The organism is Pseudomonas sp. GM78, from assembly GCF_000282475.1.
In the GTDB taxonomy this organism is placed as follows: Bacteria; Pseudomonadota; Gammaproteobacteria; order Pseudomonadales; family Pseudomonadaceae; genus Aquipseudomonas.
This window is the reverse complement of record NZ_AKJF01000057.1, coordinates 74,399-87,914: the sequence shown is the minus strand read 5'-3', so window position 1 is coordinate 87,914 and position 13,516 is coordinate 74,399. Positions and strand designations below refer to the sequence as shown.

At 60.2% G+C, this 13,516-nt stretch carries 15 protein-coding genes; 9 read left to right on the top strand and 6 right to left on the bottom strand.

The features are described 5' to 3' along the window. Window positions 1-356 precede the first annotated feature (356 nt). A complete protein-coding gene (rhtA, locus tag PMI35_RS24895; RefSeq protein ID WP_008056522.1) occupies window positions 357-1,244 on the top strand; it encodes a threonine/homoserine exporter RhtA in 888 nt (295 codons plus the stop codon). Window positions 1,245-1,413: 169 nt separating this feature from the next. Beyond that, a complete protein-coding gene (locus tag PMI35_RS24900) occupies window positions 1,414-1,695 on the top strand; it encodes a hypothetical protein (RefSeq protein WP_008056521.1) in 282 nt (93 codons plus the stop codon). 13 nt (window positions 1,696-1,708) lie between these two features. Here PMI35_RS24900 and PMI35_RS24905 read toward each other — a convergent pair whose 3' ends face one another. Continuing rightward, window positions 1,709-2,269 carry a TetR/AcrR family transcriptional regulator gene (locus PMI35_RS24905; RefSeq protein WP_008056520.1) on the bottom strand — a complete coding sequence of 187 codons (561 nt, stop codon included), beginning with the start codon at window positions 2,267-2,269 and terminating at the stop codon, window positions 1,709-1,711. A gap of 93 nt (window positions 2,270-2,362) precedes the next feature. Here PMI35_RS24905 and PMI35_RS24910 point away from each other — a divergent pair, with 93 nt between their 5' ends. Continuing rightward, a complete protein-coding gene (locus PMI35_RS24910) occupies window positions 2,363-3,091 on the top strand; it encodes an SDR family oxidoreductase (protein WP_008056517.1) in 729 nt (242 codons plus the stop codon). Window positions 3,092-3,126: 35 nt separating this feature from the next. After that, the gene (locus PMI35_RS24915; RefSeq protein WP_008056514.1) at window positions 3,127-3,717 is read left to right on the top strand and encodes a 2-hydroxychromene-2-carboxylate isomerase; all 591 of its coding nucleotides are present in this window, start codon (window positions 3,127-3,129) and stop codon (window positions 3,715-3,717) included. A 63-nt stretch (window positions 3,718-3,780) separates the two neighbouring features. Here PMI35_RS24915 and PMI35_RS24920 read toward each other — a convergent pair whose 3' ends face one another. The 4 genes from PMI35_RS24920 to PMI35_RS24935 all read right to left on the bottom strand — a co-directional run bounded on the left by PMI35_RS24920 (window position 3,781) and on the right by PMI35_RS24935 (window position 8,003). Further along, entirely contained in the window at window positions 3,781-5,589 is a 1,809-nt protein-coding gene (locus tag PMI35_RS24920; RefSeq protein ID WP_008056513.1) for an aminopeptidase P family protein, read from the bottom strand. Window positions 5,590-5,653: 64 nt separating this feature from the next. Next, complete coding sequence (locus PMI35_RS24925; RefSeq protein WP_008056510.1) at window positions 5,654-6,811, bottom strand: aminotransferase class V-fold PLP-dependent enzyme; 1,158 nt, start codon at window positions 6,809-6,811, stop codon at window positions 5,654-5,656. Window positions 6,812-7,017: 206 nt separating this feature from the next. Next, on the bottom strand, window positions 7,018-7,632 hold the full coding sequence (locus PMI35_RS24930; protein WP_008056508.1) for a LysE family translocator: 615 nt from the start codon (window positions 7,630-7,632) through the stop codon (window positions 7,018-7,020). Window positions 7,633-7,733: 101 nt separating this feature from the next. After that, complete coding sequence (locus PMI35_RS24935; protein WP_008056507.1) at window positions 7,734-8,003, bottom strand: hypothetical protein; 270 nt, start codon at window positions 8,001-8,003, stop codon at window positions 7,734-7,736. A 389-nt stretch (window positions 8,004-8,392) separates the two neighbouring features. On the opposite strand from PMI35_RS24935, the gene msuE reads away from it, so the two are divergent. From msuE to PMI35_RS24955, 4 genes are all read left to right on the top strand, one after another. Next, window positions 8,393-8,956, top strand: a complete 564-nt coding sequence (gene msuE, locus PMI35_RS24940; protein ID WP_008056505.1) for an FMN reductase — start codon at window positions 8,393-8,395, stop codon at window positions 8,954-8,956. Between the two features lie 10 nt (window positions 8,957-8,966). After that, window positions 8,967-10,106 carry an FMNH2-dependent alkanesulfonate monooxygenase gene (gene ssuD, locus PMI35_RS24945; RefSeq protein WP_008056503.1) on the top strand — a complete coding sequence of 380 codons (1,140 nt, stop codon included), beginning with the start codon at window positions 8,967-8,969 and terminating at the stop codon, window positions 10,104-10,106. A 118-nt stretch (window positions 10,107-10,224) separates the two neighbouring features. After that, window positions 10,225-11,412 carry an acyl-CoA dehydrogenase family protein gene (locus PMI35_RS24950; RefSeq protein ID WP_008056501.1) on the top strand — a complete coding sequence of 396 codons (1,188 nt, stop codon included), beginning with the start codon at window positions 10,225-10,227 and terminating at the stop codon, window positions 11,410-11,412. Window positions 11,413-11,436: 24 nt separating this feature from the next. Further along, window positions 11,437-12,540 (top strand): sigma-54 interaction domain-containing protein, encoded by a 1,104-nt coding sequence (locus tag PMI35_RS24955; protein WP_008056500.1) that lies wholly within the window; start codon window positions 11,437-11,439, stop codon window positions 12,538-12,540. On the opposite strand, the gene PMI35_RS24960 is transcribed toward PMI35_RS24955, so the two are convergent. Beyond that, a complete protein-coding gene (locus tag PMI35_RS24960; protein ID WP_008056493.1) occupies window positions 12,537-12,902 on the bottom strand; it encodes an antibiotic biosynthesis monooxygenase in 366 nt (121 codons plus the stop codon). The genes PMI35_RS24955 and PMI35_RS24960 overlap by 4 nt on opposite strands. Window positions 12,903-12,998: 96 nt before the next feature. On the opposite strand from PMI35_RS24960, the gene soxR reads away from it, so the two are divergent. Continuing rightward, window positions 12,999-13,466, top strand: a complete 468-nt coding sequence (gene soxR, locus PMI35_RS24965) for a redox-sensitive transcriptional activator SoxR (protein WP_008056492.1) — start codon at window positions 12,999-13,001, stop codon at window positions 13,464-13,466. Window positions 13,467-13,516: the final 50 nt, after the last annotated feature.

Below are 13,516 nucleotides of genomic sequence, written 5' to 3'. Positions count from 1 at the left end.
TTAACAACTTCAACCACTTGCGCTTCAGATCTCTCGTCAGCGGGAGGCGAATTCTACAGCGTTACACGCTGCTGTCAACACCTCTTTTTCAACTTCCTTCGGGCTTCGATAAGCTGAAGCAACATGCTGTCGAAAACTGCGTAACTCATTGTTTACCAAGGAGTTTTCCGTTTCGACTGCGCCGGAAGTGGGGCGAATTATAGGCCTCCAGAATCTGCCGTCAAGCATTGATTTGGTTTTTCTATCAAGGGCACAAAAACACGGCTTATATATAGACGCGCCCGCATCGATTGCGCAGTATATTGCCCAATACCAAGTACAACACTCAAGTTCCATACCCCGGACGGTGCCTCCCAATGAATGATCAGCCGCGCAGCCTTGCCTCGACCCTGTTTTCGGTCGGCCTGCTATTAATAGCCATGGCATCGATTCAGTCGGGAGCCTCGCTGGCCAAAAGCATGTTCCCTATCATTGGCGCCCAGGGCACCACCACCCTGCGATTGACCTTCGCCAGCGTGATCATGGTGTTGCTGCTGCGCCCATGGCGGGCGAAGCTCACCGCAAAATCACTGCGCACCGTGATTGTCTATGGCATGGCACTGGGCGGCATGAACTTCCTCTTCTATATGTCCCTGCGTTCGGTCCCCCTGGGTATCGCGGTGGCACTGGAGTTCACCGGGCCATTGGCCGTTGCCATCTATGCTTCACGCCGCGCCATCGACTTTTTGTGGATAGCCCTTGCCGCTGTCGGCTTGCTGCTGTTGATACCGACGGGTGCCACGGCACAAGGCATTGATCTGCTGGGAGCCGGTTATGCATTGGGCGCAGGCGTCTGCTGGGCGCTGTACATTCTTTTCGGGCAAAAGGCCGGTGCCGACAACGGTGTGCAGACTGCCGCCCTGGGCGTCGTGATTGCCGCACTGTTCGTCGCCCCTATCGGCATTGTTCATGCGGGAGCGGCGCTGTTGACCCCATCCTTGATTCCGATCGCCATCGGTGTCGCCGTTTTGTCCACGGCCCTCCCCTACACACTGGAAATGGTCGCCCTCACGCGCATGCCGGCCAGGACCTTCGGCACATTGATGAGCATCGAACCGGCGGTAGGCGCCTTGTCCGGTTTGTTGTTCCTGCAGGAGTTCCTGTCTTTGTCACAATGGATGGCCATCCTGTGCATCATCCTGGCTTCCGTGGGTGCCACCATGACCATGGGCAGTGCCGCCAAGCCCGCCGTTGCAGCCGATTGACGACCGGTTTTGCACAGGCTCTGGTATTTGCCGCTCAATTAGGCCATGTTTAGGCCCGCAACCCAGTGTCAGAAATGGACTTTTTCAGGACAGGGACTTCAAAACGCTTCATGCGCAAGCGAATACTGCCAGACCGGGCGACAGATCCGGGAACGCTACAAGGACAGCAATGAAACGAATTTTGATACTGATCGCCGTTCTTGCCGTTGCGGGCTGCGCGGCGACCTCCAAATCCCAGACCAAACACGGCAGGAAAGGCATCCATATCAACTGTTCGGGGCTTTCGTCCTCATGGGACCAGTGCTACGCCAGCGCCGCCAACTCGTGCGCCCCCAAGAACTACAAGGTCATCGCCAAATCCGGCGATGCCGTGGAAGAGCCGGGTGATTACCCGTTCGGACTCAACCCCGCGGGCTATACCAGCCGCAGCATGATCGTCATCTGCAAATGATCTGAAGCCATTGTCAGGCCCGCGGGCCTGACAGCTGGCGGCCAATCTCCTCATGGCTGGACTTCAGCACCCTGCGCTGCAGATCCGGCGTGACCAGCATTCGCGCCACCACCAAGGCTCCGATGCATTGCGACAGAATCGCCCAGGCCAGGCTGTCGCTCTCCAGCACCCGCGCCCAACTCTCCTGAAGCTGGCAGATCCAGTGCTCGGCCTGCTGTCGAATCAGCGGATCGGAGCGAGCAATCTCGGCGCCCAACGCCGGTAATGCACAACCGGTTTCCGGGTGCTCGACGTGGGACATGCTCAAGTAGAGCTTGAGGCAACGCTCGAATTTGTCGCGATCCTGATCAGCCCTCAGACGCTCCAGGCTTTGCCGCAACTCGCGCTCGACAATGGAAGCGAACAACTCGTCCTTCGACGCGAAGTGACTGTAGAACGCGCCTCCACTCAAGCCGATGGCTTTCATCAAACCGTCGACCCCCACCGTGGAAAAACCGGATTGCTTGGCCGACAGTGCGCTGCTTTGCAGCAGTTTCTCTCGGGTTTCCAGTTTGTGACTGGCTGAATAACGCATTGCCCTTCCCTCAGGTTCGATGATCTTGACGCCTGCCAAATCGTAGCATAACGTTCGTTTAGTTAACGATCGTTTACTAAAGGGGTCCAGGCAATGAATAACAAAAAGGTCGTACTGGTTGTCGGTGCGGGAGATGCCACGGGTGGCGCCATTGCCAAGCGGTTTGCACAGGAGGGATTCGTGGCCTGCGTGACCCGTCGCAGCGCGGACAAGCTCCAGCCTCTGGTCGATACCATCAGGGCCAGCGGCGGTGAAGCCCACGGCTTCGCCTGCGATGCCCGCAAAGAAGACGATGTGGTTGCACTGGTCGAGCAAATCGAAAGCAATATCGGGCCGATCGAAGCGTTCGTGTTCAACATCGGCGCCAATGTGCCCTGCAGCATTCTCGAAGAAACTGCCCGCAAGTATTTCAAGATCTGGGAAATGGCCTGTTTCTCAGGCTTTCTCAATGGCAGGGAAGTGGCCAAGCGCATGGCCAAGCGGCAACGGGGCACTCTCCTGTTCACCGGCGCCACTGCCGGTTTACGCGGTGCTGCAGGCTTTGCCGCGTTCGCCGGGGCCAAGCACGGGATCCGTGCACTGGCGCAAAGCATGGCCCGGGAACTGGGGCCGATGAATATTCACGTCGCCCACGTCGTGGTCGACGGCGCCATCGACACCGATTTCATTCGTGACAGCTTCCCCGAGAAGTACGCAACCAAGGACCAGGACGGCATTCTCAACCCCGAGCACATCGCCGAGAACTATTGGTACCTGCACAGCCAGCCGCGCGACGCCTGGACCTTCGAGCTGGACCTGCGCCCCTGGAGCGAACGCTGGTAATCCTTCCTTACGACAACAAGAAGAGTGCATCGACCATGAGCAAAACCGTGGAGTTCTATTTCGACCTGGGCAGCCCCGCCACCTACCTGGCGTACACCCAGCTACCGAAGATCTGTGAGCAGACCGACAGCCAGCTGATCTACGTGCCAGTCCTGCTCGGCGGCGTGTTCAAAGCCACCGGCAACGCTTCCCCGGCGACTATCCCTGCCAAGGGCCGCTACATGTTCATAGACCTGGATCGGTACGCCAAACGCTACGGTGTGCCACTGAAAATCAACCCGCACTTTCCGATCAACACACTGCTGCTCATGCGTGCCGTGACAGGAATGCAGTTGCGTCACCCTGAGCGCTTTGCCGGGTTCATCGATTGCCTGTTCAAGGCACTGTGGGTCGAAGGTCGCAACCTCAATGATCCGGCCACTGTCGGGGCAGTGCTGAGCGAAAACGGTTTCGACCCGGAAGAAATCCTGGCCCTGACCGTCGACGAGGAGGTCAAAAACGCCCTCAAGGAAACCACCGAAAAAGCCGTGCAACGCGGCGTATTCGGCGCACCGAGCATGTTTGTCGGCGATCAGCTGTACTTCGGCCAGGATCGACTGGACTTTGTCATCGAAGCCCTGGGTTAAAACCCCAGAGCCAGGTTGACGTCATGAACCGGGCGCTGGAGCCAGCGCCCGGGCTACATCCGGTCAAACAGCCGCAGTACGGGTGTTCAACCACTCCAGCGCAGCGCCGTCGAGCAACGGGCTCAAACGCTCGCGCACTTGGGCGTGGTAAGCGTTGAACCACTGCTTTTCCTCTTCGCTCAACAGCGAAGTGTCCAGGCAGCGGGTGTCGATCGGGCACAGGGTCAGGGTTTCGAACTTGAGGAATTCGCCGAATTCGCTGCTGCCTGCCTCGCGGTTCATCGCCAGGTTCTCGATGCGCACACCCCAACGGCCAGGACGGTAGGTGCCTGGCTCGATCGAGGTGATCATGCCTGGCAGCATGGCGGTTTGCGGTGCAGGCGCGGCCTGGTAGGCAATCACCTGCGGACCTTCATGTACGTTGAGGAAATAGCCGACGCCGTGACCGGTGCCATGACCATAGTCAACGCTTTCGGCCCAGATCGGCGCCCGGGCGATGGCGTCCAGCAGTGGCGACAGGATGCCTTTGGGGAATTGCGCGCGGGACAAGGCGATCACGCCCTTGAGTACGCGGGTGCAATCGCGCTTCTGTTCTGGCGTCGGTGTGCCGACCGCGACCATCCGCGTGATGTCGGTGGTGCCACCCAGGTACTGGCCGCCGGAATCGATCAGCAACAAACCGTCACCTTCGATCACCGCGTGCTCTTCTTCGGTGGCGTGGTAATGGGGCATGGCGCCGTTGGCGTTGAAGGCGGCAATGGTGTTGAAGCTCAGCGACACATAGCCCGGCCGACGTTCACGCGCTGCGGTCAGTTTTTCGTCGATGGTCAGTTCGGTAATACGCTCTTGGCCCCAGGCCGATTCGAGCCAGGTGAAGAATTCGCACAGCGCTGCGCCGTCCTGCTCCATGGCCTGGCGGATGTGTTCGGCGTCAGCCAGGCTCTTCTGCGACTTGGCAAGGGTGGTCGGATTCAGGCCTTCGAGTAGTTTGACACCGCTGTCGAGGTTATCCAGCAAACCTGCAGTTACTCGCGCTGAATCGACCAGCAGGCTCGCCCCCGTCGGCACCGCGCGCAGGGCGTCGGCCACTTCGCTGTAATCGCGCAGGGTCACGCCGTCCTGTTCCAGGACCGTACGCAACTGCGCATCGACCTTGCTCAGCGCGACGAACAGCGTCGCTTGCTGCTGGCTGATCAAGGCGAAAGAAACAAACACCGGGTTGAACGACACATCGCCGCCGCGCAGGTTGAACAGCCAGGCGATGTCATCCAGGGTGGCGATGAAATGCCAGTCGGCACCCCGTGCCTGCAGGGTTTCACGCAGCTTGCCGAGTTTTTCGCCACGGCTGACGGTGGCTTGTGGCGGCAGGTGCTGATAGATCGGTTCGTTCGGCAGGCTCGGACGGTCGCTCCAGACTTCACTCAACAGGTCGATGTCGGTGCGCAGGCGTGCGCCCCGCTCCTCGAGCTTGCTGCCCAGCGTGCGTGCGGAAGCCACCGCCATCACCGCGCCATCGACCGCGACCACGCCGCCTTGCGGGGTTTGCTCGGCCAGCCAGTCCAGCGGCCCCGGTTGGCCGGGTTGCAGCTTGACCAGCTCGATGCCACTGCCCTTGAGTTCCTTGCTCGCTTGTTCCCAATAACGGCTGTCGGCCCAGACGCCGGCGAAATCCGCGGTAACGATCAGGGTGCCGACCGAACCGTGGAAACCCGACAGCCATTGACGCCCCTGCCAGTAACCCGGCAGGTACTCGGACAGGTGGGGATCGGCCGACGGCACCAGCAAGGCATGGATGCCCTCCCGGCTCATCAGCTCGCGGGTTTGCGCCAGGCGCTGGGGCACTGACCCGGTGATCGTAAACTGCGTATTCATCGTGACTCCTGCTAACCACTCGTCATTATTGTTCGGTGCCGATCGAAGTCGGCACTTTGTTGCCCTATTGCCAGAATGCCGGAGCACTGGCGCAGGCGGTCTTAATCAGCTGTACCGCTTGATCGATATCCTGTTCGGTGGTGAAACGCCCCAGGCTCAAGCGAATGGTGCGACTCGCCGTACGGGCATCATGCCCCAGGGCCAGCAGCACATGGGATGGCGCGTTGCTGGCGGAATTACAGGCCGAGGTCGCGGAAAACGCCATCGAGGCGAGCAATGCCGCCGAATTGAACTCGCCTTCACTGAAGGTCAGGCTCAACGTATGCGGGATGCGTTGGGTGGGACTGCCATTGAGCCGCACGCCCGGAATGCTCAGTACTTGTTCAAGCAGGCGTTCGCGCAGATGCACGATCAAGGCTTTTTCTTCATCGAACGAGGCCGCTGCCAAGGCAAAGGCCGCGCCCATCGCGGCAATCTGGTGGGTCGCCAGGGTACCGGAACGCAGGCCGCCTTCGTGACCGCCGCCGTGGATCTGCGCCAGCAGGCGCTGCTGCGCACGCGGGCCGACATACAACGCGCCGATGCCTTTGGGGCCATAGAGCTTGTGCGCCGAGAAGGACATCAGGTCCACCGGCCAATGCGCCAGGTCGATCGCCACCTTGCCCGCGCCTTGCGCCGCGTCGACATGAAACAACGCGTTGCGCTCGCGCACCACCTGGCCGATGGCCGGGATGTCGTTGACCGTGCCCAGTTCATTGTTGACCAGCATCAGCGACACCAGGAAGGTGTCCTCGCGCATGGCTTCGCTGACCGCTTGCGCGGTGATCAGGCCATCGGCGTCCGGCACCAGGTACGTCACCGCCACGCCGCTTTCCTGCAACTGCCTGGCGGTATCGAGGATGGCCTTGTGTTCGATCTGGCTGGTGATGAGATGGCCACCGGCGACGCCGCGTGCCTGGGCCACACCCTTGAGGGCCAGGTTGTTGGATTCGGTGGCACCGGAGGTCCAGACGATCTGTTCAGGCGTGGCGCCGACCAGTTCGGCGACCTGGCGCCGCGCCTGCTCTACCGATTGCCGGGCCTGCTGGCCAAAGGCGTGGGAGCTGGAGGCCGGGTTGCCGAAGTTACCGTCGAAGCCCAGGCACTCGACCATGATCTTGATGACCCGCTCATCCACCGGCGTGGTGGCGGCGTAGTCGAAATACAGCGGACGTTTATTCATAAAGGACTCGCAGAGCGTGTTCCGGGATCAGGAAGCTCATGACTGCAAACGGCGAAACGCAGCCTTATGAGCTGCGTTCGGTTTCCAGAAGGTTACCAATACCTGATCGGATGCCGTTAAAGAAGAACAACTTCATTTAAAAGTGCGTAGGAACGCTCCTGAAAAGCCAGCTTAACAGGCATCGGGCAAGCGGTTGAAGCAATGCGTCAGCTAAAGCTCTCGAGCAATATCGGATACAGCGACGCCACCAGCAGCGCGGCCATGCCCCAGTTGAACAGGCGCAACCAGCGCCGGTCCTTGAGAACATTGCGTAACAGTGTGCCGCAAGCGGCCCACACACCGACGCTCGGCAGGTTGATCAGGGCGAACACCGCGGCAATCACAATCACGTTGGTGAAATAGCCCTGCATCGGTGTGTAGGTGCTGATGGCACCGATGGCCATGATCCAGGCCTTGGGGTTGACCCACTGGAACGCGGCGGCGCCCAGGTAGCTGATCGGCTTGGCCTCGCCTTTGCCGCTGTCCGAGACGGGCCCGGAATGGGCGATTTTCCACGCCAGGTACAACAAATACGCCGCACCGACGTAACGCAGCACGGTGTAGAGCACAGGATACGCCTGGAACACCGCGCCCAGCCCGAACCCCACCGCCACGACCAGCACGAAGAATCCGCAGGTGATGCCCAGCATGTGGGGGATGGTTCGATGGAAGCCGAAGTTCACCCCGGATGCCAGCAACATGGTGTTGTTCGGACCGGGTGTGATCGAGGTGACGAGGGCAAACAGGGCAAAGCCCAGCAGCAGATCGAGTGAGAGTGTCATGGGTGGTAGTCCATCGGGGTCAGTCAGGTATTGACCCTATCGCGAACGCTCCGTGAAACCCATGGACAGTTGGGCGAAAGTTCAAGCGGTACAGTTTTCGCTCAGCTCTGACGACCGTGCAGCTGTACAGCTCGCTCGGCGTTCATTTCGCCCTGCTTGTCGAAGCCAAAGGTTTTCCGTGGCTCGCCGAGCAGTTCGGCTTTTTTCGCGTGGTATTCATCGAAGGAGAGGCCTCGACGATTCAGTGCTTCCAGCGCCAGTTCGCGGGTTTCTTCAGCGGTGTAGGGACGCAATTCCGGGGAAACATGGCTGGCACATCCGGCGAGTACAGAGACCGCGAGCAGCAAGCAAGTGGCGATTAGAGGTTTCATTTTCGGCGTCCTGGCATCGTGTTCGGGGCAATGAACACAGGCTACTCGCGCCTTTGTCCGAGCAGAAATCAACGCTCTCGATAGTGGCTATCGGGTTTTTCTAATGCGGTCGTTGCAACGCCCTCATATTTCTTAACGATCTATAAATATCGTTTTATTGTATTTTGAGGAATAACAGACAACCTTTATAACAATTGCATTCACTGTTGCCCAAGCAACTGTTTGCCAGGCAACAGTCATTCAACAAACAGCCCCTGAAAATCAACAGCGCGACCCGCTCAAGGCGCCGAAAGCCCGGTAATCCGGGGGCTCAAGGGATTGGTACAGCTCTTGCTCAACCCGGTGACTACTCACTGCTCGCAGAGCTTCTGTTTAAAAAGGAACTGTTGATGTCGCGTCCATTGAAAGTCGTTGCCCTCTCCGGTGGTACCTGGCGCCCTTCGCGCACCCTGGTGCTGACCCAAGCGCTGTTGGCGCAGTTGGCCGAGCAACTGCCGATCGACAGCAAGCTCATCGAACTGGGTGATATTGCCCGGCCACTGGGCGCGGCACTGTCCCGCCAGGAATTGGCGGCGGATATCGAAGCCGAACTGCAAGCGATCGAAAACGCCGACTTGCTGATCGTCGCCGCGCCGGTTTATCGCGGTTCCTACCCGGGCCTGCTCAAGCACCTGTTCGATCTGATCGACCTGAATGCGCTGATCGACACACCGGTCCTGCTGGCCGCCACCGGTGGCAGCGAACGTCACGCGCTGGTACTCGATCATCAACTGCGCCCGCTGTTCAGTTTCTTCCAGGCCTTGACCTTGCCGATTGGCGTGTATGCCACCGAAGCCGATTTCTCCAATTACCAAATAACCAGTGAGCCATTGAAGGCCCGCATTCGCCTTGCTGCAGAACGCGCCGCGCCGTTGTTCGGCGTGCACTCCAACAATCTGCTGAAAATCGCTTAAGGATTTGTTCATGGATGTTTTCTGGTTTCTGCCGACCCACGGCGACGGTCATTACCTGGGCACCACGCAAGGCGCACGCCCGGTAACGCTCAATTATCTGAAACAGGTGGCCCAGGCGGCGGACAGCCTCGGTTACCACGGTGTGTTGATCCCGACCGGGCGCTCCTGCGAAGACTCGTGGGTGATCGCTTCGGCGCTGGTGCCGTTGACCGAACGCTTGCGGTACCTGGTGGCGATCCGGCCGGGGATCATTTCGCCAACAGTTTCGGCGCGCATGGCCGCCACCCTGGATCGACTGTCCGGTGGCCGTTTACTGATCAATGTGGTGACCGGCGGCGACCCGGATGAAAACCGTGGCGACGGCAGTTTCCTCGATCACAGCGAGCGCTACGAAGTCACTGACGAATTCCTGAAGATCTGGCGTCGCGTTCTGCAAGGCGAATCGGTGGATTTCGAAGGTAAACACCTGCGGGTACAGAACGCCAAGGCTCTGTATCCGCCGGTGCAGAAACCCTATCCGCCGCTGTACTTCGGCGGTTCGTCCGATGCTGCCCATGACCTGGCCGCCGAACAGGTCGATGTCTACCTGACCTGGGGCGAACCTCCGGCGGCCGTGGCGCAAAAACTCGCCGATGTCCGTGAACGTGCCGCACGCAATGGACGTACGGTGAAGTTCGGGATTCGATTGCATGTGATCGTGCGTGAAACCGCCGAAGAAGCCTGGAAAGCCGCTGACAAATTGATCGAACACATCAGCGACGAGACCATCGCCGCCGCACAGAAGTCGTTCTCGCGCTTCGACTCCGAAGGTCAGCGGCGCATGGCCGCCCTGCATGACGGGCGCCGTGACAATCTGGAGATCTCACCCAACCTGTGGGCCGGTGTCGGGCTGGTGCGCGGCGGTGCCGGGACGGCACTGGTGGGCGATCCGCAGCAGGTGGCGGCGCGGATCAAGGAGTATGCGGACCTGGGAATCGAGAGCTTCATCTTCTCCGGCTACCCGCACCTCGAAGAGGCCTATCGTTTTGCCGAACTGGTGTTCCCGCTGTTGCCCGAGCCGTATGCCAGCCTGGCAGGTCGCGGCGTCACCAACCTCACCGGGCCGTTTGGCGAAATGATCGCCAATGATGTGTTGCCCGCCAAAGCCTGACGTCACCCGTCCTGTAGGAACTGCCGCAGGCTGCGATCTTTTGATCTTGATCTTTAAAATCAAAAGATCGCAGCCTGCGGCAGCTCCTACAGGATCCACAAGAAAAGGATCCCCCCGCGTGACTGCCAAACCGCAAAGCGCCCTGATATCCCCGTTGCAGACCGCCCGCCAATTGGCCGCCGGGTTTGCCTTGACCGCCGTCGAGCGCGACGAACGCGGCGGTACGCCCAAGGCCGAGCGTGATGCCCTGCGCCACAGCGGCCTGCTCGCGTTAAGTATTCCCACCCAGTTCGGCGGCCTCGGCGCCCCCTGGAGTGAAACCCTGGCCATCGTGCGCGAGTTCGCCAAGGTCGACAGTTCGATTGCCCATGTTTTCGGTTTCCATCACCTGATGCTCGCCACCGTGCGCCTGTTCGCCCGGCCCGAGCAATGGCAGCCGTGGTTTGAACAAACCGCGCGCAAGAACTGGTTCTGGGGTAATGCCCTCAACCCGCTGGACACCCGCACCGTGGTGAAAAACCTCGGCGGCTGGCGTGAGTTTTCCGGCAAGAAGAGTTTTTGCTCCGGCGCCAGCGATTCAGAAATGCTGATCGCCTCGGCGGTGGATGAAAACGCCGGCGGCAAGCTGTTGATCGCCGCCATTCCCAGCGGTCGCAGCGGCATCAGCCTGCACAACGACTGGAACAACATCGGTCAACGCCAGACCGACAGCGGCAGCGCAACCTTCGAACGGGTACGGGTCGAAGAGTCGGAACTGCTGCTCGATCCGGGGCCGTTGAGTACGCCGTTCGCCTGTCTTCGCCCGCTGATCGCCCAGCTCACGTTCACTCACATGTTCCTCGGCATCGCCGAAGGCGCCTTTGAAGAGGCGCGGCAATACACGCTCACCGAAACCCGGCCGTGGCATAAATCAACCTCCCAGGATGTGCGCCAGGACCCTTATGTGCTGGGTCACTACGGGGAATTCTGGGTGGCCCTCGAAGGCGTGCGGTTGCTGGTGGAACGTGCCGCCGACCTACTAGACAAGGCTTGGGCCAAAGGTCCGAACCTCAGTGCCGAAGAACGCGGCCATCTCGCCACCGCCATCGCCACAGCCAAGGTCGCGGCGACGCGCAATGGCCTGGAGCTGTGCAGCCGCTTGTTCGAAGTGACCGGTGCACGCTCGACCCATGCCTCGCTGCGCCTGGACCGCCATTGGCGCAACCTGCGCACGCAAACCCTGCACGACCCGGTGGATTACAAACTCCAGGAACTGGGTGACTGGGCGCTGAACCAGGCTCTGCCGATTCCGACTTTCTATTCATAGCTTGCCCATCAAGGAGCGTGCCCCATGCAACTGCTGACCTTACCGCCCTCGCCCGCTCTGGCCACGTCGATCCGCGCCACGGCGCAGGTCTTCGAAGACCCCAAGTCCCAGGCCTTGCTGGCGCATCTGCAACAAGTCGCACCGAGCGATGCCAGCGTGCTGATCATTGGTGAAACCGGCACCGGCAAAGAGTTGGTGGCGCGACATATCCACAACCTCAGCGCCCGACGCAACCGGCCATTTGTGGCGGTGAATTGCGGTGCGTTCTCCGAATCCCTGGTCGAAGCCGAATTGTTCGGCCATGAAAAAGGCGCGTTCACCGGCGCCCTGAGCGCCAAGGCCGGCTGGTTCGAGGAAGCCAACGGGGGCACCTTGTTCCTCGATGAAATCGGTGATTTGCCGATGGCGATCCAGGTCAAATTGTTGCGCGTGTTGCAGGAGCGCGAAGTGGTGCGCCTGGGTTCGCGCAAGAGCATTCCCATCGATGTGCGCGTGCTCGCGGCCACCAATGTGCAACTGGAAAAAGCCATCAACGCCGGGCACTTTCGCGAAGACCTGTATTACCGGCTCGACGTCGTCAGTCTGGAACTGAGCCCGCTGCGCGACCGCCCGGGCGACATCCTGCCGCTCACGCGTCACTTCATCAACGCCTACAGCCAGCGCCTCGGTTACGGCACCATCACCATCAGCAAAGAGGCCGAACTGAAACTGCGCAGCTACAGTTGGCCGGGCAATATCCGCGAACTGGAAAACGTGATTCACCACACCCTGCTGATTTGCCGCAACGGCGTGATCGAACGCGATGACCTGCGCCTGTCGAACATGCGCATCGAGCGTCAGGACGACTACCACACCCAGGTCGACGAATGCGCCGAAGCCCTGCTCGACCGTGCTTTCCAGAAGCTCTTCGAACAACAGGCTGGCGCGCTGCATGAGAAAGTCGAAGACGCCTTGATGCGTGCCGCCTATCGTTTCAGCCACTACAACCAGGTGCACACCGCCGCCCTGCTGGGGTTGAGCCGCAACGTGACCCGCACGCGCCTGATCAAGATCGGTGAACTGGCGGTGAACAAACGCCGGCCCACGGAAAACATTCAGGGCGAGCGCTTGATGCAGCTGTCGATCTAACCCACCAGATTGCAGTGCAACCCGTGGTCGTGGCTGCGTTCCAGGCTGTGCAGCACCTGGAACGAGCCGAACGTCACGGTCTTCGCCTGATGGGCGCGGATCAGTTGCCAGAAATCCTGTTCCCCGCTTTCAAACGCCTGAAACGCCGCCTCCCCCGCCTCACGGGTTTGCCATTGCAGATAATTGAGTACCCGCCGTCCGTCCTCGCTGGCCTGGATGCTGGCACTCAGAAAGCCGCTGTGGTGCTGGGCCAGACGCTCGGTCTGCTGTGACAGCGCTTGCACCAGCGCCGGCTGCTGCTGCGGTTCGATTTCGAATTCGATCAGTTGGGTGAAGCTGCGATGTTTCGCTGGCGCGTGCATGGATAATCCCCCACTCAGGTGCAAGGCGAATCTTGCGATCCGAAGGCGTGCAGGGTAAAACCTCCAGTTAACTAGAGGTCAAGGGGCAATCTGCAAATGATCACTTCGGAGAATCTGCACAAGGAGCTCAGCGTCGGCCAATTGGCCGCCCGCAGCGGTGTCGCGGTCACAGCGCTGCACTTTTATGAATCGAAGGGGTTGATCAAGAGCAATCGCAACCAGGGCAACCAGCGACGTTATCCACGGGACGTGTTGCGGCGGGTGGCATTGATCAAGGTGGCGCAGCGGCTGGGCATTCCGTTGGCGGAGATTGGCGAGGCGCTCAAATCCCTGCCGGATAACCGTGCACCGACGGCGGCGGACTGGCAGGTACTGTCGGCGCAGTGGAGTCGGGATCTGGATGAGCGGATCAATCAGTTGACGTTGTTGCGCGACAAATTGAATGGCTGCATTGGCTGTGGGTGTTTGTCGATGGAGGCGTGTCCGTTGCGTAATTTTGCGGATGTGCTGGGGGAGCGTGGGCCGGGGGCGCATCTGCTGGAATCGGGGACAGACCCGAAATAGTGGCGCGGCCATCGCGGGCAAGCCCGCTCCCACAAAGTTTTGAGTTGTTT